Origin of the sequence: Paenibacillus sp. V4I9 (assembly GCF_030817295.1) — a bacterium.
Classification (GTDB): domain Bacteria; phylum Bacillota; class Bacilli; order Paenibacillales; family NBRC-103111; genus Paenibacillus_E.
Genome location: NZ_JAUSZE010000001.1, coordinates 4,833,215 through 4,855,025, shown reverse-complemented (window position 1 = coordinate 4,855,025; position 21,811 = coordinate 4,833,215). Strand labels below are relative to the sequence as shown.

The 21,811-nt window shown below is 41.8% G+C and carries 22 protein-coding genes and 1 riboswitch; of the genes, 18 read left to right on the top strand and 4 right to left on the bottom strand.

Translation table 11 applies throughout. The features are described 5' to 3' along the window. The first annotated feature begins 14 nt into the window (after window positions 1–14). The 5 genes from QFZ81_RS22785 to QFZ81_RS22765 all read left to right on the top strand — a co-directional run bounded on the left by QFZ81_RS22785 (window position 15) and on the right by QFZ81_RS22765 (window position 4,435). A complete protein-coding gene (locus QFZ81_RS22785) occupies window positions 15–527 on the top strand; it encodes a Gfo/Idh/MocA family protein (protein WP_307604857.1) in 513 nt (170 codons plus the stop codon). Next, the gene (locus QFZ81_RS22780; protein WP_307604855.1) at window positions 520–1,089 is read left to right on the top strand and encodes a hypothetical protein; all 570 of its coding nucleotides are present in this window, start codon (window positions 520–522) and stop codon (window positions 1,087–1,089) included. Before QFZ81_RS22785 ends, QFZ81_RS22780 begins: the two co-directional genes overlap by 8 nt. Before the next feature lie 147 nt (window positions 1,090–1,236). Continuing rightward, a complete protein-coding gene (locus QFZ81_RS22775; RefSeq protein WP_307441213.1) occupies window positions 1,237–1,434 on the top strand; it encodes a hypothetical protein in 198 nt (65 codons plus the stop codon). A gap of 91 nt (window positions 1,435–1,525) precedes the next feature. Continuing rightward, on the top strand, window positions 1,526–3,232 hold the full coding sequence (locus tag QFZ81_RS22770) for a PAS domain S-box protein (RefSeq protein ID WP_307604853.1): 1,707 nt from the start codon (window positions 1,526–1,528) through the stop codon (window positions 3,230–3,232). After that, the gene (locus QFZ81_RS22765) at window positions 3,233–4,435 is read left to right on the top strand and encodes a metallophosphoesterase family protein (RefSeq protein ID WP_307604851.1); all 1,203 of its coding nucleotides are present in this window, start codon (window positions 3,233–3,235) and stop codon (window positions 4,433–4,435) included. It begins immediately after the preceding gene. Between the two features lie 336 nt (window positions 4,436–4,771). Here QFZ81_RS22765 and QFZ81_RS22760 read toward each other — a convergent pair whose 3' ends face one another. Beyond that, window positions 4,772–5,233, bottom strand: a complete 462-nt coding sequence (locus QFZ81_RS22760; protein WP_307604849.1) for an Lrp/AsnC family transcriptional regulator — start codon at window positions 5,231–5,233, stop codon at window positions 4,772–4,774. A 171-nt stretch (window positions 5,234–5,404) separates the two neighbouring features. Here QFZ81_RS22760 and QFZ81_RS22755 point away from each other — a divergent pair, with 171 nt between their 5' ends. The 4 genes from QFZ81_RS22755 (at window position 5,405) to QFZ81_RS22740 (ending at window position 10,642) form a co-directional block, all read left to right on the top strand. Further along, the gene (locus tag QFZ81_RS22755) at window positions 5,405–6,583 is read left to right on the top strand and encodes a serine hydrolase domain-containing protein (protein WP_307441219.1); all 1,179 of its coding nucleotides are present in this window, start codon (window positions 5,405–5,407) and stop codon (window positions 6,581–6,583) included. Then, on the top strand, window positions 6,580–7,773 hold the full coding sequence (locus QFZ81_RS22750) for an MFS transporter (RefSeq protein ID WP_307604847.1): 1,194 nt from the start codon (window positions 6,580–6,582) through the stop codon (window positions 7,771–7,773). The genes QFZ81_RS22755 and QFZ81_RS22750 overlap by 4 nt, the downstream gene beginning before the upstream one ends. A 226-nt stretch (window positions 7,774–7,999) precedes the next feature. Then, the gene (locus tag QFZ81_RS22745; protein WP_307604845.1) at window positions 8,000–8,905 is read left to right on the top strand and encodes an AraC family transcriptional regulator; all 906 of its coding nucleotides are present in this window, start codon (window positions 8,000–8,002) and stop codon (window positions 8,903–8,905) included. Between the two features lie 87 nt (window positions 8,906–8,992). Then, window positions 8,993–10,642, top strand: a complete 1,650-nt coding sequence (locus tag QFZ81_RS22740; RefSeq protein WP_307604843.1) for an alpha-amylase family glycosyl hydrolase — start codon at window positions 8,993–8,995, stop codon at window positions 10,640–10,642. Between the two features lie 60 nt (window positions 10,643–10,702). On the opposite strand, the gene QFZ81_RS22735 is transcribed toward QFZ81_RS22740, so the two are convergent. Both QFZ81_RS22735 and QFZ81_RS22730 read right to left on the bottom strand, forming a co-directional pair. Continuing rightward, window positions 10,703–11,707 carry a DUF3231 family protein gene (locus tag QFZ81_RS22735; RefSeq protein ID WP_307441223.1) on the bottom strand — a complete coding sequence of 335 codons (1,005 nt, stop codon included), beginning with the start codon at window positions 11,705–11,707 and terminating at the stop codon, window positions 10,703–10,705. A gap of 97 nt (window positions 11,708–11,804) precedes the next feature. Continuing rightward, entirely contained in the window at window positions 11,805–13,136 is a 1,332-nt protein-coding gene (locus tag QFZ81_RS22730; protein ID WP_307441224.1) for an MFS transporter, read from the bottom strand. Between the two features lie 195 nt (window positions 13,137–13,331). On the opposite strand from QFZ81_RS22730, the gene QFZ81_RS22725 reads away from it, so the two are divergent. The 4 genes from QFZ81_RS22725 to QFZ81_RS22710 all read left to right on the top strand — a co-directional run bounded on the left by QFZ81_RS22725 (window position 13,332) and on the right by QFZ81_RS22710 (window position 16,489). Further along, window positions 13,332–13,907: a CBO0543 family protein gene (locus tag QFZ81_RS22725; RefSeq protein ID WP_307441226.1), complete on the top strand. Its 576-nt coding sequence runs from the start codon at window positions 13,332–13,334 to the stop codon at window positions 13,905–13,907. 79 nt (window positions 13,908–13,986) lie between these two features. Then, window positions 13,987–14,355, top strand: coding sequence for a hypothetical protein (locus tag QFZ81_RS22720; protein ID WP_307441228.1), 369 nt, complete (start codon window positions 13,987–13,989; stop codon window positions 14,353–14,355). 189 nt (window positions 14,356–14,544) lie between these two features. Further along, entirely contained in the window at window positions 14,545–15,096 is a 552-nt protein-coding gene (locus QFZ81_RS22715) for a hypothetical protein (RefSeq protein WP_307604841.1), read from the top strand. Window positions 15,097–15,213: 117 nt separating this feature from the next. Next, a riboswitch (FMN riboswitch) is annotated at window positions 15,214–15,360 on the top strand. A 160-nt stretch (window positions 15,361–15,520) separates the two neighbouring features. Then, the gene (locus tag QFZ81_RS22710; protein ID WP_373463699.1) at window positions 15,521–16,489 is read left to right on the top strand and encodes a DMT family transporter; all 969 of its coding nucleotides are present in this window, start codon (window positions 15,521–15,523) and stop codon (window positions 16,487–16,489) included. A 78-nt stretch (window positions 16,490–16,567) separates the two neighbouring features. On the opposite strand, the gene QFZ81_RS22705 is transcribed toward QFZ81_RS22710, so the two are convergent. Beyond that, a complete protein-coding gene (locus QFZ81_RS22705; RefSeq protein WP_307441232.1) occupies window positions 16,568–17,203 on the bottom strand; it encodes an FMN-dependent NADH-azoreductase in 636 nt (211 codons plus the stop codon). A gap of 228 nt (window positions 17,204–17,431) precedes the next feature. On the opposite strand from QFZ81_RS22705, the gene QFZ81_RS22700 reads away from it, so the two are divergent. From QFZ81_RS22700 to QFZ81_RS22680, 5 genes are all read left to right on the top strand, one after another. After that, a complete protein-coding gene (locus tag QFZ81_RS22700) occupies window positions 17,432–18,085 on the top strand; it encodes a DUF4183 domain-containing protein (RefSeq protein WP_307604839.1) in 654 nt (217 codons plus the stop codon). An 83-nt stretch (window positions 18,086–18,168) separates the two neighbouring features. Then, window positions 18,169–18,453, top strand: a complete 285-nt coding sequence (locus QFZ81_RS22695) for a DUF4183 domain-containing protein (protein ID WP_307441235.1) — start codon at window positions 18,169–18,171, stop codon at window positions 18,451–18,453. A gap of 348 nt (window positions 18,454–18,801) precedes the next feature. Next, window positions 18,802–19,809 carry a LacI family DNA-binding transcriptional regulator gene (locus QFZ81_RS22690; RefSeq protein ID WP_307441237.1) on the top strand — a complete coding sequence of 336 codons (1,008 nt, stop codon included), beginning with the start codon at window positions 18,802–18,804 and terminating at the stop codon, window positions 19,807–19,809. 29 nt (window positions 19,810–19,838) lie between these two features. Next, complete coding sequence (locus QFZ81_RS22685; RefSeq protein WP_029199106.1) at window positions 19,839–20,663, top strand: ABC transporter permease; 825 nt, start codon at window positions 19,839–19,841, stop codon at window positions 20,661–20,663. Between the two features lie 97 nt (window positions 20,664–20,760). Continuing rightward, window positions 20,761–21,792, top strand: a complete 1,032-nt coding sequence (locus tag QFZ81_RS22680; protein ID WP_307441240.1) for an ABC transporter ATP-binding protein — start codon at window positions 20,761–20,763, stop codon at window positions 21,790–21,792. Window positions 21,793–21,811: the final 19 nt, after the last annotated feature.

The following is a 21,811-nucleotide window of genomic DNA, read 5'->3' as shown; positions in this document are numbered from 1 at the left end:
GGGGAGGAATCAGTGTGGCTATCATATTCGGTATAGTCGGCGGCGGTTGGCGTGCAGAGTTTTTTATGCGCATCGTACGAGCGCTTCCGGATCAGTTTACAGTTAGCGGTGTTGTCGTACGCAATGAAGAGAAAGGGCGTGCGTTTGAGGAACAATGGGGAGTGGCGACGTTCCGCTCAACCGAGGATTTATTGAAGCAAACAACACCTTCGTTTGTTGTCCTTTCGGTTCCTGTCTCACAGACTCCGGAATTGATCAAACAACTCGTACGTGAAGGAGTTCCCGTTCTTTCCGAAACACCTCCTGCGGCTGATCTGGAGCAATTGAATCTGCTTTATCAAGACATTGGACCGGACGCCAAGGTACAGGTGGCGGAGCAATATGCCTTCCAGCCGCTGCATGCAGCACGAATTGCCATCGTACAGTCCGGCTTGCTGGGTACTGTAAGCCAAGCGCAAGTCTCAGCTGCCCATGGCTACCATGGGATCAGCATCATGCGCAGTCTCTTGGGTATTCGATTTGAATAATGCGCAAATTCGAGGCTTCGGGTTCTCATCTCCGATTATTAGCGGACCTAACCGCGAGGGTAATCCAGCCCAGGAGCAGACCGCGATCTCTAATCAAGTGATCGCACACCTCGAGTTCGGGGACAAGTTAGGTGTATTTGATTTTACCGGTGATCAGTACTTCTCATGGATTCGTTCTGAGAGAGTGCTTGTACGAGGAAATAAGGGAGAAATTAATAATACGAGAATTGCTTATTTGCAGGACTTCCGCACGCCTATTCAACTTGAGCTAAGACGGTTGAATGCCGGGGAGAACGGCAACCTCGAAGGGTATTATCACAAGGGTATTTTGGCTGGCGATAAATGGGCTTATCGAAATCCCTTCCAGCCAGGCCGTCTGTCGGACGATGAAATCGCAATTGCTACTTGTTTGCAAAAGATGGGTGAATACGTGCAAGGTGGACCCAGTTTTTATAGCCTCGCGGAAGCGGCTCAAGACCACTACCTGGGCATGATGATCACCCAAGCGGTTAAATCGGGTGAAACCGTCCAAACGATCAAGCAATCTTGGGCAACGTTTTAACTAGCAAATCAGACTAGTCTTGGCCGTATAAAAAAGGACTTTCCTTTGTCTTTTCAGACAATTGAGAAGGTCCTTTTTGATAGGACCTGCAATCGGATCCTTATTTATGCAATAATGTAATAACATATATCTTAAAAGGAGAAAAACATGCCAAAACAACGCAAACTGATAGAACCTTCAGACTTTGAAAGAATGCGGGTATTTCGACAGCCGATCTCGATCTTTTTACACGGTGAACAAATAGGTGAAAATGTCATCATTCAATCCCATGATAACGATATTGTTGTAAGTACTACTGGAGAACAATACGTGAAGGCAAATTGTGAATTTCTAAGTAAAAGATAATGACAATCTCAGTTCATTATAAAAGTCATGTTATATTTAAATAGCATTTATAGTAGAAATAGGGGGTACATTGACGACTAGAGGTTTTCAAATGCCTAAGGTAGATTTCGATCGCGACTCTGTTTATCAACAAGTATATACCTTTGCTCCAAATGCTATAGCGTTGGTGTCCCTAGATGGAACTATCAGGAGGGTCAATCCATCCTTCTATCCAACCCTGGGTTATACGGAGCAAGAAGCAATTGGACTTACACTTAAGGAAATAACCCATCCTGATGATTTGAATAAAATTAATGCACTAATCGAAGAGGTATTGAATGGAAATTCACTACTCTATGAGTTAGAAAAGCGTTGTATTCAGAAAAACGGTAACCTTATTCGGGCGTCTGTAAGGCTCTCTTTGGTTCGTGACGAAAAACAAGGAACACCACTATACTTTATTGTTCATATCATCGATATTTCAGATAAAATAGCTACTGAACAAAAGCTTTTAAAGATTGAAGAATTGTATGAACTTATCTTAGAAAATGCTCAAGATATTATTACTTTAGTGAATCCAGATGGTAAGATCGAGTATTTATCACCGTCCGTGCATGATTTATTGGGTTATGAGCCAGAAGAATTGATCGGAAAAGATAGTTCTGAATTAAATCATCCTGAAGACTTAGAAAAAATAAGATCTGAACCTTTTTCAGATAATGAGGTAATTACCTATCGTTCACGCCATAAGAATGGTACGTATATTTGGTTTGAGACTGCGATTAAACTCATCAGAGATGATCAAGGAAATCTACAGAAGGTATTAGGGATAGGGCGGGATATTACAGAGCGAAAGAAATACCAGGATAATCTTGCAGAGGCCCAGCATATTGCGATGCTTGGCAGTTGGGAATTGGATATTCTTCATAATAAGATCACATTCTCAGAAGAATTTTACCAAATTTATAACTTGTTCAAAAATAATTTGCCATCCGATCCGACGGATCTAGCATTCTTAATTCATCCAGATGATCGACAACGATTTCATGAATTCATTGATCAAGCCATACAAGGTACAACGATTAGCTCGGAATTTCGCAATCTGCAGCTCGATGGAACTATTAAGTATATGCAAGTTCGTGTTTCAGTAACATTTGACGAGAATGGAAAGCCTGTCAAAATGAATGGAACTACACAGGACATTACGGAACGCAAAAAAGTAGAGTTGAAGCAATTGGATAGTTTCATGACGCGACAATCCGAAGGAACAGGATTAGGCTTAGCTATTAGTAAAAAAATTGTTGGGTTGATGGGTGGAGATATTTGGTTTGAAGAAACGGACGAACCTGGTGCGACTTTTGTATTTACTGTTTGGTTTAAAGAAGAGGTATCGTATCTAGAAGACTCTTCTATCCAAGAGATTGCATTTGTTCAAAAACCTTTGAAAATTTTAATAGCCGAAGATAATCAAATTAATCAGATCGTATTAAAAAAAATGATTGAAAAGATGGGGCATTTCACTAGTATTGCCGAAAATGGCAATCAGGTTATTCGAGCGCTTGCTTACGAAACATACGATATCATTTTTATGGATGTCCAGATGCCTGTCCTGAATGGTCTGGAAACCACCAAACAGATCAAAGAAACAATACCGCAAGAGAAAGTCCCTTACATAATTGCTGTGACAGCTAACGCTTTAAAAGGCGATCGTGAAAAATGTCTTGAAGCAGGAATGGATGATTACATCAGCAAACCCATCAAAAGTGAGGTCATATTCGATAGGATCGAAAAGCACCAAAAACTCAAAGGCGGGAAATAAATGGCGGAGTATTTAAATGAGGGTCAAGACGAAAAGCCGAGAGTCAAATTCATCGTCATTACAGATACACATGTTGAAGATGATATAGAAGGTGTACATTCGCAAAATTTGATTCAGGCCTTACAGGATATCAGGGCAACTTCGCCCGATAGTCTAGGAATTATGCATATTGGTGATGTGACTAACAATGGCAAGCAAAAAGAGTTTGAGACGATGACTCAAATTTTTAATGATCATATTGAGGGGCTGCCCCCCATCTATTTTACTTATGGCAACCATGATGTCCGTTGGGCGGACTTTGATAGTCAAATGTCTTATTTTACAACAAGTACGGGGATTGATAAAAAGTATTACGATTTTTGGATGAACGACTATCTTTTTATTTTCCTAGGGACAGAGAAAGGGTTAAAAGACTCTTCATATTTATCAGAGACGCAGCTTAAGTGGTTAGATCTAAAGCTATCGGAGCACGATGAGGCTCATAAACCGTCCTTTATTTTCGTTCATCAACCTTTGAAAAATACAGTTTCAGGGTCACAAAACAAGTTCGGTTGGCATGGTATTCGACAGGACAAGGAGCTTAAGACAATACTAGCTAAACATCCGCAAACGATTGTATTTACGGGTCATACCCATTGGGAACTGGGCTCGGCAGATACCATGTACAACTCAAAGTATGCAACGATGTTTAATGCAGCCTCCACAGCCTACTTATGGACGGATGAGGATGTGGAGAAGGCGGGCTCCCAGGGATATTTCGTAGAGGTTTATGATCATAAAGTAGTTGTAAAAGGAAGGGACTTTCTCGCTAAAACGTGGATTGAAGATGCCACTTTCTCAATAACACTTCCTTCGTTAATTCCGAAAGTGGACCCTGAAGTCGATCCTGATCTGACGCTTGGTAACCCGACAATGCAGATAGACAAGACCGTTTATCGGACTCGCGATTTGATTGAAGTTACTTACACGGGGTCATTGAGAGAAGATGCGTTCGGTATTTTCCCGAAAGGTGCTTTACCGAGTGAGACGCAGCCTATTACTCCCATAGCGCATATTAAAAGCAATTTGGCTAGTCAGCCGGATGGGGAAATCATATTCACTGATCTGAATCTTCCAGTGGGATCTTACGATATTATCTATTTGGGGGAAACGATGAATACTGAGCTGAGTCGAATATCTTTTGAGGTTATTTCTGAAGATTAGATGATGATTAAGTTGCATGCTGAACAATTTAAATGCTAGGAGCTGTCCCGAAAGTAAATAATTTCACTTAAGGGCACAGAAAAAAATGAGGTGGCAGGGTTATTCTTGCCTCCTCATTTTTTTTGTTTTCTGTCGACTGCAAGGGAAGGTCACCCGACCTCTAGTAAGCGGAACGTCGATCCGTTATTTCAGGAAATCTGCTTATGAAATTGAATAAGGGGAACGTGAGTACTCTATTTGATCAAAAAGAACGATCCGGAGGCACGAAAACGCGAAATAACGCATCGTCGTTCCTCTTCCTCATGATTTCGGGTGTTTTTCGTCTAAATAACGCTTCTACGTTCCCTCCGCAAGTAAATTTGCTTCTTCAAGCGATGGGATAAGAAATTTAGGCTCGATTGGTGATGACATCACGATTAGAATCGTATACGTCCCATATTTATCACATTGGTTGCCGAACTCTTCGAGAGACCGTGTGGAGTCGGTCATTACTTTCAATAAGTAGTTGTGTTCTCCGCTTATGCGGTTGCATTCGACGACATCGGAGGATGAGCGGCAAAAATCAAGGAATGCATGACAATCCCTAGTACGAAATAGGATGTAGGCGGAAGCTTGTTTCCCGATTTTCTCCGGGGAAATCATGGTGCGATACTCCTTGATGATCCCTTTTTCCTCCATACGTCTTACTCTCTCCGTTACTGCGGGTTGTGATAACCCGACACACTTGCCAAGTTCCGTCATTGATATTCTTGCTTGGTTTTGAAGATAGTAAAGGATTTGTTTATCAACATGGTCCATCGAAATCGGCTCCTTTAAATTTAAGGTTTTCTTTAAAAACTAACTCGTTTTTATTTGTTAAAGGGGAGACATAACTTGAATACCTTATGTAAAGCAAGTCGCTTAATTAATATAATAAACTAACAATAGTGAAGTGATCAAATCTTTACTATTCAGAGAGGATGAATATCAATGAATAAGTTGAATGCAAACAAAATGAATCCTGATCGATTACAAGCACGCATGGATGAAGTAATCGATCGTACCCTTGCCGATAAACGGTTGGTTGGCGCTGTCATTAAAGTGGCGATAGACGGGGTACTAGTTTATAACCGCGCTGCCGGTTTTGCAGACCGTGAAAAGAACCAGACGATACATGAAAATGCCTTATTTAGGCTTGCTTCTGTGTCCAAACCTATCGTTTCAACAGCTGCGATGGTACTAGTTTCACAAGGCAGCTTACGACTTGACGACCCCGTTGATCGTTGGCTTCCAGAGTTTCGCCCACGTTTGGAGAGCGGTGAATTCGCGACATTGACGATTCGGCATTTGATGACGCATACGGCGGGGCTAACTTACCGCTTTTTCCAGGAAGAGAATGGTCCCTATCATCGCGCTTGGGTATCGGATGGCATGGATCAGGCAGGTATCACGTTAGAAGAGAACCTGCGCCGTATTGCCTCTGTTCCGCTCCTCTACACGCCAGGCACCCAGTGGAAATATTCAATCGCGACTGATGTTCTAGGCGCCGTGATTGCGAAGGTTACAGATTCACCTCTTGGCGAAGCCATTCGTATGCTAGTGACAGCGCCGCTTGGCATGGACGACACAGGATTTACAGCAGTCGATCCAGATCGACTTGCGACGGCCTATGCCAATGCTGTGCCTGAGCCACGGCCTATGCGTGATCACGATAGCATTGATTTTATAGAAGGCACGGCTGGCTTCCGGCTTGCCCCTGGTCGGGCACTTGACGATACGGCCTATCACTCCGGAGGAGCCGGCATGGTCGGGAGCGCCGGCGACTTATTCCTGCTGCTGGAAGCTTTACGCAAGGGCGGAGCACCCCTGCTGCCGGAGAATCTGGTTCGTGAGATGACTACCAACCAGATTGGTGATCTGCCAATGGCCTTTTGGCCAGGGCGAGGCTTTGGCCTAGGATTTACGCTGCTCAAGGATCCAATTGCCGCAGACACTCCAGAATCACCGGGCACCTGGCGCATGGGTGGTACCTATGGGCATTCCTGGTTCGTTGATCCTGAGAAGCAGCTAAGTGTCATAGCGTTTACTAATACAGCACTGGAAGGCATGTCAGGCCAGTTTACCGTTGATCTTTGTGAAGCCGTTTATGACGGGATCAGGAAGGAATGAATGAACTGAAGATAAACCCAATATTCTTTATCGCTATGGGCTTATTCGGCGTGTATACCATTGAGTTTGGTGTTGTCGGAATATTACCAGCTATTACGGAGCGTTACAATGTCAGTACGTCTCAGGCCGGCATGCTAGTTGGGGTGTTTGCGCTTGTTATAGCACTATGTGGTCCCTTTATGGTACTGCTTCTTTCTAAATATAATCATAAAAAAGTAATGATAGTGTCTTTACTCATTTTTGCTGGAAGTAGTTTATTATCAGCTTATGCTCCTAATTTTTATGTTTTGCTGGCGCTTCGGATTATCCCGGCATTGTTCCATCCCGTATATTTTTCCTTGGCCTTTGCAGCTGCAGTTTCGCTCTATCCAAAGGAAAAATCCACTCAGGCTTCTGCGAAAGCATTTGTTGGTACTAGTATGGGTATGGTACTTGGAATTCCGATAACAACCTATCTCGTAGATCAATTCTCATTCGAGGCCGCTTTTATATTTTGTGCCGTTGTAAACACCGCTGCTAGTGTGGGGATCGCCATCATGCTTCCGAAATCGTCCAAATTCGAGAAAGTTTCTTACGGGGAACAGCTCGGTATATTGCGTAAAGTCCCCCTTTGGATCAATATTGGAGCTGCAACGTTCATATTTGCCGCTATGTTTTCGGTCTATAGCTATGCTGCCGAATACTTGGAACAAGTGATGGGGTTGAGTGGGGAAATCATTAGCGTCATGCTTGTCATTTTCGGTGTTGGGGGAGTGGCCGGCAACTTGCTGGCAGGGAGACTGATTGGTAAAAACAAGGTCAGAACGACTGTTTTCCATCCGATCGTATTAGCCATCTCTTTCTTATTGCTTTATATGGGGGGAAAATCCATTGTGCCTATCATTGTCGTTATGGTTTTGTGGGGAGCAGCTCATACCAGTGGACTCATCGTAACCCAGATATGGTTAACTTCGGAAGCTCCGGAAGCTCCTGAATTTGCCACTGGGCTGTATATTTCCTTCATCAATCTGGGTGTGTCCATCGGTTCGTTAGCAGGTGGGTGGTTTATTACCACTACAGGCATGAAAGGGACTATATGGAGCGGCTTATTATTTATTATGTTGGCACTTGTGTGTATTGGATTTAAAATCTTTTACTTTAACCGAAAAGGATTACAGGTAAATCGGGTTTCAAAACGGGGCGCTGTATAAACAGTTTTCATCTCTAGTAGATTCTAGCGGAAATAAGAAATACAAATCCAATAAAAAGACTTAGTTTGTGGCTGCCGCGCGCAGCCTTATTTTGCTATCAGATAGTGGAATAATAATAAATATTTTTTAACACCTACACCCCCGTCTATTAATTTGATACAATTCTATTCTATTAGAAACGAAGCAGAAAGCCTTTTTAACATACATTCTGTTCTGGAGAAACGATATGAACTTATTTAAAGAGCCGATTCATTATAATGACCCTCTCCTTCGTATTCAAGTGCGCTGCTTTAATAGCATGGAAATATGCCAGCATGGATGGCATGTCCATCCTCAAGTAGAGATTATTGCTGTTCGATCCGGTAGAATGGAAATCCATATGCCGGCAGAGGTATGCCATTTGCGAGCGGGAGATGTACTGATTTTGGGTTCTTGTCAGCCCCATCTCGATCTGAGAAGACAGAACGAGGTGGTTGATTATGTCGTGCTACAATTAGAGCCTGAAGCATTCTTTGATTCCAATATGCTGCCATACCTATATTTGTTTCAGGAGGCGATGCTGCCTTCAGTCAAACTAAACACATTGTTTAAGGAGAATTCGGAATTGCGGCAGCAATTCTACAGCACGGTAATTGAATTGCAGCAAGAACATCAGCAGAGGCAGAGGGGCTATGAGCTCGCAATGAACTATTTGGTAAAGAAATGTATTTTTTTATTATTACGTCATGACAACATGGGATTGTTAGGACCAAGCCGATCGATAAACGACTCCAACTTAAAGTCAGTGTTCGATTATGTGGAAGCCCATTTATCCGATAAAATAACCGCCCAGCAAGCATGTCACCTCGTTAATTTCAGCTATACCTATTTCCTTAAATATTTCAAACAGATCATGGGCATTTCCTTCACAGACTATGTGATTCATCGCAGAATCAAATATGCCGAACGTCTCCTTTTGACCGAAGATCTTAGCATTGCTCAGATTGCTGAACAGGTCGGCTTACCGAACATTTCCCACTTCTACAAACTATTTAAACGACTCCATCAATGTTCCCCTAAAAGCTTTAAAGACACCATGATAGCCCGAACTCATGAAACTACTGCCTTGGGCCCAATGATCACAACAGAATAGCATCATAATTGAGTGGAATCGGATATGGGCAGCCTGTTTCGTTACAGCTACTATAGGAGTAGAGAATAATAGGAAGGAGCTCATACAATGTTACCTGACTTTCCGACAAAAGGATCACATGGCGTACGATTTGTTTATTACACAGATATTGAAGTTGATAGTGTCGCCTTGGCAGGGACCTTTAATAACTGGAACGGCGATAGAAACTACATGAACAAAATGGAGAAAGGTAAAGGTTGGGAGATTGAATTAGCGATACCTAAGGGAAGACATCTTTATAAATATGTAGTGAATGGGGAAGTGTGGATACTAGACCCATTGAATCCGAGTGTGTCGGAAGATGGGCAAAATAACTCGGCTATTACGGTTACTGAGCAAGGAGAAGTATTGATCAGAACCCATGAGATTTCCAAAGAACAACCTGGATATATGCATGAAAATTTTATGGCTATCCAAAGTCCCGAATGGATTAAAAAATCGGTGATTTATGAACTTCATATCAGGGCGTTTACCGAAAATGGTTTTAATGGACTCACAGATAAAATCGACTATTTCAAAAAAATGGGAATAAATACGCTGTGGTTGATGCCATTCAACGAAGTTGGATTTGAAGGAAGATTAGGTAAATATGGCGACCCCTATGCGGTAAAAGATTTTTATTCCATTAATCCCAGCTTCGGAACCAAAGAAGATCTACTCTCATTTATTCGTAAAGCTCATGAGAATGGGATCAAAGTCATTATGGATTGGGTGTTGAACCGCGCAAGTGTGGATCACATTATGACAAGAAGCCATCCGGAATATTTTACACGAAATGAACAAGATGAGATCTATTATGATGTGCCTAATCGGGCGTATTTCGCCGGGCTAGAATTTAGTAACCGTGAGATGTGGAAATATGTCATTGAGGCTATGAAATACTGGATAGTCGAGTTTGATTTTGACGGTATTCGTTTGGACGATTCGGACCTTACTCCCTTTGATTTTCTCTCTGAAATCAAGCATGCGCTGCAAGAAGTAAAAGCGGATCTCATCCTGATCTCACAGTCCTACGATGAGTATCATCATATTGAATCTTGTGACTTGACCTACGACGGCAGTCCCCGCATTCTGATACGTGATATGATTGATGGGACAATCACACAGAGCGATTTTATAACCATTTACAACTCTTATAAATACAGCTTTCCAAGAAATGCGCTAAGAATGATTTGGCTGGAGGAAAAAGAAACATCGAGAGCATGTGACTATTTTGGCGAAAAGCTTGCAAAAGCGGCAGCTTCTATCTTGCTGACGCTTGAAGGTGTTCCATTCATTATGATGGGGCAGGAATTTAATGAGAGTACGTTAGAAACGTGGACATCTTTATTTGATGAATACAAGCTAAACTGGGATCAATTTGATAGGGATATGTTCGAGCACTATGAATTTCTGATTCATCTTCGGACGAATAATCCAGCTTTTTGGATGGGAGAATTAATGTTCATTCGCAACTCTGAAGAGCAGGTTTTATCTTACATGAGGCAATACGAGGATAGTGAGTATTTGATCATAGTTAACTTGTCAAAGGATGCTTTGTTTGTTCAATTTGATAATGACGCGTTAGCAGGCGATGTTATTAAGGACAGTAAAAATGTGATCTATCGAACCGGAAGAGACGACCGTCGCTCTGGGAAAGATTCATCCAGTCTATGGATCGATAGCTATGAAACAATGATATATATAAAATATAAATAAAAAATAAACACCGTAAAGCCCTCTTGGAACACCAACAAAGAGGGCTTTATTAAGTGGATATTATTGGTCTTTAGCAATTTCTTTTCTGTTTGGTGCAATGGGAGGTTGTTCTAACCATTTATGTTTTATCATGAGATCAAACCAATTTTTTGCTACAGTTAGATCTTTAAGAATGATTCGTTCATAATCAAGAATTAGATCAGACCTCATGGAACCCGCTAGTCCTAATCCGTGATAGGATTGAGAAGTCAGAAACAAAAAACCAGTGTGAAACATGATAAGTTTATCTGAAAACGGTGAATCTGTAGATTCGGTTATTTCAGTTTCCCATGACATCGGAACAGGTAAATTATCATCTTTTAGTTTTTTACTTAGCAATTGAATGTGGTCATTTGACGTTTGAACGGCATCTGTTAGAAATTTCCTTATTTCTTTGGATCCGGCAATTTGACTAAATGCAATTCCAAGTGTTTTTGCCATAATACTTTTCTTTAAGTTAAGGGAAATATTACCTATTTCTATGGCTGAAAGAGGACGTTTATCTCCCCAAAAGCCATCGAGATATTTTTTGCTATCAATAAACTCTGGGTTTGCACGGGGGAAGAAATACGGGTCTCTTTGAAAATGTCCCTTTTCAAGTAATAAATCAACGGTACGTTGGTACATATTTTTTCCATCCGTTAAACAGGAATCAAAAAAATCCCTTAAATCTTTTCTAACTGATGTAGTAAGCGAATATATATGACCGTTTAAACCATGTATGGTCATGAGATACAAATAATCCAAACAGAAAATATCGGAAAATAACCTTCCAATATTGGGATTGAGATCTGCTTCTGTAAACCCTATGGGTAATGGAAATCCATCATTAAGAATAAAAGTCGAAACCTGCTGCATTTGATTCTCAGATATTTTTATTGCATCGTCAAAAACCTCTCTAATGGACGTATCTTCTATAATTGAAAGCATATATTTATTTACTTGATGTACCATAGATTCATTTACATATTGCCCCCACAAAGCTCCGATTTCCGTTGAAGTTAGTTTTAATTGAGTTATGTTCATATCTCTATCACCTCTAAAAATTAGATTGTCCAATTAGAAAAGGATTTATCAAGTCTGATTTTCTTATGGTATAGGTAGATTATGGAATTATAAACTATCATTTATCTCCGTTTGAAACTACAACAGGTGCAGTAAGCTTGTACCACAGCAACATGCCCAGTGAACTCAGACCTACCAAAAATAAAAGGCCATAAACGTGTTTGAAGGAATAAGGAAGTGGCGTATTCTTTTGAATTTCGAGTAATATTCCACAAACCGCTACCGAAATTGAACCGCCAAAAAATTGGATAAGCTGCATAAGTCCCATACCAGAGCCTATTAATGATTTTGGAAGAATACGTGAGGTCTCGTTGTTCAAAGATGCAATCGTTGCTGAAAAAGCAGGCGAAAAACAAAGATATCCCAAAAGTATAACAAGTGGCGAAGCGCCAAGAGTGGCATAAAAGGCAATCATCACTAAAGCTAAAATACAATGCCCTATAAACATAAAGCGTAGATTGCCGTATCGATCTATCCATCTACCGACGAATCGTGTCAAGAAGGCCGACAGAATGGCCCCTGGCGCAATGGTTAAGCCAATCATCATAGCCGATTGATCGAACACCTTGGCTAACACCAACGGCATTAGAAATAAATTACCAAGGTTCAACACTAAGATGCAAAACCCGATCGTAACCAATTTACGATAAGTTGGATTTCTCAATAGTTCAGGGTTAATGAACGTATTGTTCATTCGTTTCAAGTGCCAAGCATGTACAAGCAACGAAAGACAACTGGCGACAAGCCAGGCGGCTGAAACTTGCGTCACAGCTAACAGCAGCGTAGTTGCATTCACGATGGTTAAGAGAGCACCCAATATGTCGAATCGAAAGGATGTCGCATTTTCTTTGGGAAGTAAACGTACAAGTATCGGAAGAATGACCAAAACCAGACAAGTGATTGCGAACAACCCGTTCCAACCAAAGTATTCGCTAATCAAACCGCCAACGATCGGACCGAGCCCGAAAGCCATAGCACTCCCCGCGGAAATCATGGCGATAGCTGACCCGCGTCTTTCAATTGGAATATATCGACTTGCCAGAACCAAACCAAGGCCAGCCATCACCCCTGCACCTGCAGACTGAAGTATACGAGCCATGAGTAAAGCATGAAATTCCCTGGCAAATAATCCGAAAATCGATGAAAGTCCTAACACCAATAGCCCCACGATCAGCAGTTTACGAATCGGTAAGACATCTGAGAGCCTACTGTAAATAACGGTCGATAAGGCATATCCGATGGAGTAACTTGAAATCACCCATGATCCGAGATCTGCCGTGATGCCAAGATCTTGAATAATACTAGGGATTGAAACATTGAACATCGTCGTATTCATAACAACGATGAACAAGCCAATCGTCCATACCGGCATTACAATTTTATCGTTCATCCATTACCATCCTGTCTAACTAGAGGTGTATTTTATCTATCCCCTATTATACAAATGTCACTCAAACATAAAAAGAGCTGCCCGCGGCAGCTCTTTATTTTCTTTGGTTCGCTGACTATTCCTTTCATGAATAATAGGCTGTTATTTTATCCACACTACAGGTAAAGGAAGAAGCAATTAAAGGGGGAAAATTGTATGGAAAAGATATTATTGCGGATTTTATTTGCCTCATCATTAGCAGCAGCCCCATTCGTTTTGAAACGTAATAACCTGCTCATGTATCTGACTGTATTCTTCACGAAGTGCGTTTTATCAAGTTCGATAGATTCTTTCTTTATTAAAAAAGGAAAGATATCGTACCCCGTTCGTCCTTTCGCCAAAGTATTTGATACCAATATTTTGTACGATCTGTTATTTTATCCGCTTTTAACTGTAGTTTGGGTAAGATCGTCTTATCAAAGCAAACCGCTTGAACTCATCACGAGAAGTCTATTTTTTAGTGTACCAATGACTTTGCTTCAATGGTTTTTAGAGAGGAAAACCGATTTGTTTAGATGGAAATCTTGGTCTGTTTTTCATACATTTGCATCAATTAACTTTACTTTGTTTACGATCAGAGGGTTTGTAGGTTTATTAAAAAGGATTACGCCTGAAGTAAGAGGAGGAAATTTTGTAGAGGAACGATCCCATAGCAAGGTGCCTTCACCTGAGTTCATTGCAAGTACGGCAAATCACCGACTGCTAAATAACAACTATGCACAAATCCACTAAAATTGAGAAATTATTATGGAGCATCGCACTCCCTGGGTTTGGTCAGTTTTTAAACGGGAAATATATAAAAGGAATTACGTTGATTATATTGGAATTTATCGTGAATTATATGTCAGATCTCAATCAAATTATTATCGACAGTTTCAAAGGAAACATTCAAGAGGCCATCCAGCAAGCCGATTATCATTGGCTAATGTTTTACCCTTGTCTCTACATGTTTGGTATTTGGGATGCTTATAAAGACGCAGGAGATACTGCAGAGTATGCGTATATTCCTTTTGTATTAGGGGCTTTTCTGGGGACGGTAGGTATCATTTACTCGGATGTCTTTCAACCTTTCGGTATCTTATGGGGTCCAGTTTGGCTGCCTATGCTGTTTTCGTTCGTTGGAATTGTAATAGGCGTTGTTATATTTCTTTTTTTAAAACGACGTCATTCGACACTTTAAAGGGTATCCCTGTCAGATATATAAGACAGCTGGAGACCCTTTTTCTTTTTGTATCTACTACTTGTGTGTTTGTATATATGGTTTGTTTGACTATTAGGTTTATATATCATGCGTGTCGGTATATACCCAATCGTCATTTCTCTCATAAGCATAAGATATAGTATGGGGGAAATGGGGGGGGGGAAAGTAATGCCGAAAAAAGTAGCAGTGAACAAAGAGCCAGTGAAGAAAGAAGCAGTGAAGAAAGAAGTAGTGAAGAAAGAAGCAGTGAAGAAAGAAGCAGTGAAGAAAGCACCAGTGAAGAAAGAACCAACTAAGAAAGAACAAGTGAAGAAAGAAACAGCGAAGAAAGAGCCAGTGAAGAAAGAAATAGTGAAGAAAGAAGCAGTGAAAAAAGAAATAGCAAAGAAAGAAAAAGCGAGTAAAGATACAATGGAAAAAGAAATAGTGAGGAAAGAAGATCCTAGGAATTTATTTGAAATTCAGGAAACAGAAGTAGTGAATAATAGATATATGAGAAGCCCGAGCGCAAGGGAGGGAAGAAATGGTATGACGAGAGTCTCAAGAGAAGAAATTAGTGACAAAATTAACGAAGCGATAGATGTACTGGGAGCCTCTAAGCGTAGTGTCTCGGTAGACAAACTGAGACGAGCAGAGGATGAAATTGATAAGGCCTTACGTATTCTTTTAAGAGCGCAGCGTGAAATAAATTCGAGAAGAACTTGGTATATATCTGAGTGAAAAATATATGATTGGAGCGAAGCAGAGATGAAAATCCTTGCTTTTTTTATTTTTCGGTGTTAACATCACTTTCAACGTTAAGCGTTATTTGGACCAAATAAACAAACAAAATAAGATTTGAACCTTCGGGGCAGGGTGAAATTCCCTACCGGCGGTGAGGATATGTACGTGTATCTAAGCCCGCGACTCCCAGTCTGTATAGACGGGGACTGACTTGGTGAAATTCCAAGGCCGACGGTATAGTCCGGATGAGAGAAGGTGAAGGACAACTTGTTAAAAATTCAATTTTTAATAGGTCTGTTTGTCAATGCCGCTGTTGCTTGTAAACAGGGGCATTGTCTCTTTCAGAAGGTTCAATTCAAAACATCATCTAGGGACCTTTGAGCTAATCTCTCAAAGTCTCTCCTATTGGGAGGTTTTTGAATTGGAAAATGTATTTAAGCTAGGTAGTAAGCGCGCAAGTTTGTATTCATCAAGTAGCAGGGGCATCAATGGGATCTGGTATGTAGCACTCGGAGCTACACTTTGGGGGTTGGACCCTCTCTTTCGAATCTTATTGTTGAAGAGTTTTACCTCTGCACAAATTGTGTTCATTGAGCATCTGCTGCTGGCCTGCTATGCGCTTCCTGTGCTGATAAAGTACCGCAAGTCCTTAGCCGGCAAACTAACACTAAGCGTTATTGGTGCTCTTCTATTTATTTCTTGGGGTGGATCGGCGATAGCCACCATACTCTTCACTTCAGCTTTCGCTCACGGAAGTGCAAACTCCGTCCTGCTTTTGCAGAAGTTGCAGCCCTTGTTCGCCATCGTATTGGCTCGTTTACTGCTTAAAGAGACACTGCCTTCGAAATTTTCTGCCTATATCGTAATGGCGCTGCTAGGCACGTACTTGCTGACGTTTGGTTTTGATTCCCCGAAGATGGGCTTGAAGGATTTAGGTACGTTAAGCTGTTTATTTTCAATTCTGGCGGCTGTCTTATGGGGTGGATCAACCGTCATGGGTAAGTTCCTGCTTCAAAAAAACTTGGATTTCCCTGTTGTCACATCACTGCGCTTCCTAATGGCGATTCCGCTGCTAACGGTAGTTCTTTTGGTAAGTGGCGATGCTTGGCATGTAGGCGGTTCTAGTGGTGATCTAACACTTATCGCAGTCAACCTGTTGTTCCAGGCCTTTTTCCCAGGGTTGATCAGCATGCTCCTCTATTATAAGGGGCTGTCATCGACAAAGGCATTCTTTGCAACGCTTGCCGAGCTAGCTTTCCCAGCTGTAGGTGTATGCATAAACTGGGTTGTATTTGGACAAAAGCTGACCGTAGGACAACTAGTAGGCTTTGTATTTATTTGGTTAACCCTATGGTTAATGAGCCGCAGTAAAGGGAATGTTTCTATTTGAAAAATGGACTGATTACATCAATTTCAATCATTGAATGCAAAAAGAACCCGCTAGATTTAGCGGGTTCTTACTATTTTCTTAGAAACTAGCTGCAACTTCTTTTGCTTGAGCAATAGCTTTTTCTTTAATGGATTGAGCTTTATCCGGCGTTACAGCCATGCCTTCAACAAAAATGCCTTCGAAGGACGGGATACCGTAGAATTGTGCAATTTTTTTCAGGTAGCTGAAGCCACTTTCAAATGCTGCAGCAGGGCCTTCGGAATAAATGCCGCCACTCGCTTGAATATGCAGGCCTTTTTTGTTTGTTAACAAACCAACTGGACCACTTTCCGTATATTTGAAAGTTTTACCTGCAACGGAAATTGCATCAATGTAAGCTTTCAATACTGGAGGGAATGAGAAGTTCCACATTGGAGAAACAAAAACATACTTGTCTGCAGCCACGAATTGGTCAACGATTGCGCCTAAACGTGCTACTTTTGCTTTTTCTGCATCAGACAGCTGGTCAAAAGCTGTTCCTGATTGAAGTTTTCCCCAACCGCTGAATACATCAGCATCAATTTGAGGAATATCTTGTTTGAACAGATCCACAGAAATAACCTCATCTGATGGATTCGCTTCACGGTAAGCCTCGATGAATTCTTTACCTACCGCTAGGCTGAATGATGTTTGGTGGTCATGCGGGTGTGCAGTGATATAAAGTACTGTTGCCATAATTAAAACTTCCCTTCTATACTTAAAATAATTACAGTTGTATTATAACTTATTTTCAGTAAATATCAAACAATAAATTAGTTACTTATAATAAGAGCTGAAAAGCGAGAAGTCCAACACCTTTTTTATAGAAATAGATTATTGTCTATTCGTTATTAGTTCAATGTCCATACCTCCAATAGATCAATATCATAATATATACAATTGGTTTAAATGGAGGTGTCTAGTTTGTGGTGTAACAATACCCATAAAAAAAATCGAATGACTCCTGCTACAAGAAAACATATACGTAAAAAGAAATGTATCATCAAAAAAAAGAACATATGTGTAACATCTGAAAAAAAAATGAGGGAATCTAATACCGGTCGAAAAAAAGACTGTAAAAAGAAAAAAATGATAGTTAGCCCTCTTAGAAGGAAAAAACGGAAACGTGCAGCTTGTCCAAAACCAGAAATTAATATAACTGTTCCGCAAGGACCACAAGGCACACAAGGCATACAAGGACCACAAGGGCCACAAGGGCCACAAGGGCCTAGAGGCATACAGGGAGCTCCAGGTCCCACGGGACCAATCATTATCCCTAATTTCAGCACTTTGCTAACTGCTAACAGATATTTATTTATTGCGAACACAGATGTTACTCTGCCAGCAGTTATTCCTGCAAATCAATTCACAAACGATGACTTTGAATCAATAGCCGAATTTTCAAATCTCGATCAAAATAGTTATGCTAATCTCTACATTAACGGAATCATGCAAGTTGGTGCCTCTTATAGTGTGAGTATAAATGCCTTGGCCATTATAAATGGCAATGACACCATTTTTGCAGGGACCCCAATCATACTTGAGATCGTTCGATTATCGATTCAAATCATTTCTTGAAATGTTCCCTTGTACGCATTTGATCAGCCCTTCCCTTTTACTATCACTAGCATAATCTAGTTGAGAGAAGTGAGGTGATATAAATGCCAATTACAAAACCCTTTATGGCTTCCCGAAGATTTAGTGCTACAATTGCGGACGGAACAGGTGTAGGCGCTGCATATAATATTCTTGCTACAGCTACCACCAATGACGCCGGAGCTGCTGCTACAGCTTTTCCAACCGCACCTGCGTATTATAATCTTTATATTAATGCTCAGATTCAAACAGCTGACACTTCAACAGCTACCACTACGGCGATTACCATTCCAGGCGGAGATGTACTCGATCCTGCGACTCCAATTGTGATCGAATTTATTGTAAACTAATTTTCTTTATTGACGATATGCCGACAATTCTTATTGTTTTTAAGATTGCCGGCATTTTCCAAATACACGTCAATTGGGATATATTGTTTTCGTACATATCTACTAAATATAAATGCATCGGTAATTATCAAAAAAACAAGTTAGTTTCAAATGAGGATCGCCCAGGGAGCATGTTTAGCTCGCTTATGGGCGGTCTTTTTTTATGAAAAGAAGCATAAGAAAGTAATCAAGGTATTTGATTGGTTTGAAGATTTACAATTTATTATCTTGTGGTTGACACAGGAAAAACAAAAATACGTTATTTTTGATATGTGGGAACGGTCTCACACGAAGAAATGGGGTTGCAGGATGGAGCTTACGATTAAGGAAATTGCCCTGCGTGCCGGTGTATCCAAATCTACTGTGTCGCGGGTGATTTCTGGCAAGGGCTATACCAGCTTGGAGGTGCGCGATAAGGTGCTCCAGCTGATTGAAGAATTACAATACAAGCCCAATGCAGTGGCAAGGGCTATGGTTTCACAGAGAACGCACAACATTGGCGTACTCATTTATCGCCAGCATCATCCCATTGCGTCTCATCCTTTTTACGGCAAAATTCTTGATGCTATTTTGATGACAGCCGCAAGCTTGAATTATTCCGTTTTCGTTACGACAGATCATGATATGTCGCTGCGTTCTGCTGATTTTATGATGGAGAAAAGGGTGGACGGATTGATCCTGATCAGCCGTTTGCAACAAAACGTCATTGATTACATCGCTAACTTCGGAGTTCCGTACGTGATGGTCAATGGCTCCACGGATGTCGACGGGGTCATGCATATTGTCAATCAAGACGAGGAAGGCGGACGGAAGGTCGCTGAGTATCTAACGGATTTAGGGCATCGTCAGATTTTCGTGATTGCTGGACCGCAGACGCATCGCAGCCATAATTTGAGGCTGACAGGTTTTAAGAAGTACATGGCAGGAATTGGTGTTCCGATCCCAGCATCATCGATCTTACAGGCATCGACCTCCACCTTCGGGGAAGGGTATGAGTTAATGCGCAGCCATTGGGAGCAGTTTCGTGCAGGCGGGTTTACTTCGCTTTTTGCCACCAACGATATGATAGCGCTGGGTGCCATGAAGTTTATGTTGGAGCAATCGATACGCATTCCTGAACAGGTAGCGGTTGTAGGCTTTGATGATATCGATTTTGCCGCAATGTTCTCACCCTCTTTAACAACCGTCAGGGTCAATACAGAGGAGATGGGGATTCAGGCATTTAGCTTGTTAGACAAGCTCATCCGTCAGGAAGTGAACATTGAGAATCCCAAGCAGCTTGTACCCAAATTAATTGTCCGGCAATCGACCAAATAGTTTTCATAGGAGAGGAGTGGTTAGTCCGCATGCGCTGGTATCTAAAAGCGATAGGTCCACGTAAAATCGTGGAATTTATCATACTTGTTGTGTTCGTCATCTTTTTCTTGGGCCCGCTGCTCAACCTAGCCATACTTGCTTTTACTGGCAAATGGACCTACCCAGATATCTTGCCGCATGAGTGGTCACTGAAATGGTGGACATTTGTGTTACAGCAGGAGGATATCGCGAAGTCGATCGGTTTGTCGTTTATGATCGCATCCATCGTGACCGCTCTATCCATTGTGCTTTGTATCCCGGCAGCCTATGCGTTTGCTCGCATACGTTTTCCGCTTAGCCGATTTTTCTTGTTCTCGTTTCTGCTGACACATGCTTTTCCGAAAATGGGACTTTATGTTTCGATCGCTGTGCTCTTTTACAAACTAGGACTGATGAACACTTTAATAGGCGTTGTCTTGATCCATATGATCAATGTACTCATGTTCATGACTTGGATTCCCACGGCTGCTTTCCGCAATGTGCATACAGCTCAGGAGGAGTCAGCCAGGGATGTGGGGGCGAGCCCGTTCCGCGTATTCCGCAGTATTACGCTGCCGATGGCGATGCCGGGTATTATCGTGGCTTCGATCTTTACGTTCCTTAACTCGCTTGATGAGGCTCAGGGCACTTTCCTGGTGGGCATCCCCAATTATAAAACGATGCCGATCGTCATGTACTCTATCATCAGTGATTATCCTGCTTACGCTGGCGCTGTGTTTTCTATAATTCTGACAGCGCCGACGATCATCCTACTGCTGGCAGCACAGCGCTTTGTGAGTGCAGATATTATGTCCAGCGGTTTTCAACTCAAATGACGATAGACCAATTTGCAAAGCGTATGCTTCCGATGCGAGTTTTGTTTCGAAGTAATCGCTTAGAAGCAATGCTCAACAAAACTTTTAGGGGGCACATATGGACATTCAGCTTTCCGTACAACAATTGACGAAACGCTATAAAACAGGAGAAGGCGTAACAGGAATCTCCCTCGATGTTCGCAAAGGCGAGTTAATCACACTGCTGGGCCCTTCAGGCTGCGGTAAAACAACAGTGCTTCGCAGCATCGGCGGGTTTCTCGACCCAGATTCAGGCGACATTCTCATTGAGGGTAAAAGCGTGCTAAAAGCACCTCCGGAAAAACGTCCGACTTCCATGGTGTTTCAAGGTTATAATCTATGGCCGCATATGACGGTGTTTGACAATCTGGCATTCGGTCTCAAAATACGCAAGATGAAAAAGGCAGACATCGATAAGGCTGTGAACGAAGTGCTTCAGCTGGTCCGCTTACCTGGAGCAGAGCTCAAATATCCGGGTGAACTCTCCGGCGGTCAGCAGCAGCGCATAGCAGTTGCGAGATCCTTGCTCCTTAAGCCTGCTGTTCTTTTGCTGGATGAACCCTTTTCCGCACTTGATGCGAAGCTTCGGCACGAGATGAGAGAAGAGCTGCGAGAAATTCAATCCAAGACAGGCCTAACGATGGTATTTGTCACTCATGATCAAGAAGAAGCGTTATCGATTTCAGATCGCATTGTCGTTATGAACCAAGGCAATATTGAGCAAATCGCTACTCCGCAAGAAATTTACGATGAACCGAATACGCTGTTTGTTTCCCAATTTATCGGCAAAATGAACTTTTTGAAAGGGGTGATCACAGCCAGCGGTTTGGCCGTAGGGCATCTAAGTTTTCCAAACACAAAAAATCTGTCTGGGCAAGTAAATCTGGCCGTTCGACCTGAAGACGTGATGATAGAAGGTGAAGAGGGGCAAGGCCTTCCCGGCGTGATCAAACAGGTTATGGTACTTGGGCATTATGCCGAAGTGTCCATCGATTTGCCAGAGTATGGCACTATCCGGGCGTTTCAACCACGGGATTTCGTCAAGGATCTTCATACAGGGCAACAAGTGAAAGCAAGCTTTGCTAAAGTTTTAGCCTATCCGGAAAATTAGACCCATACCCAAGGAGGAA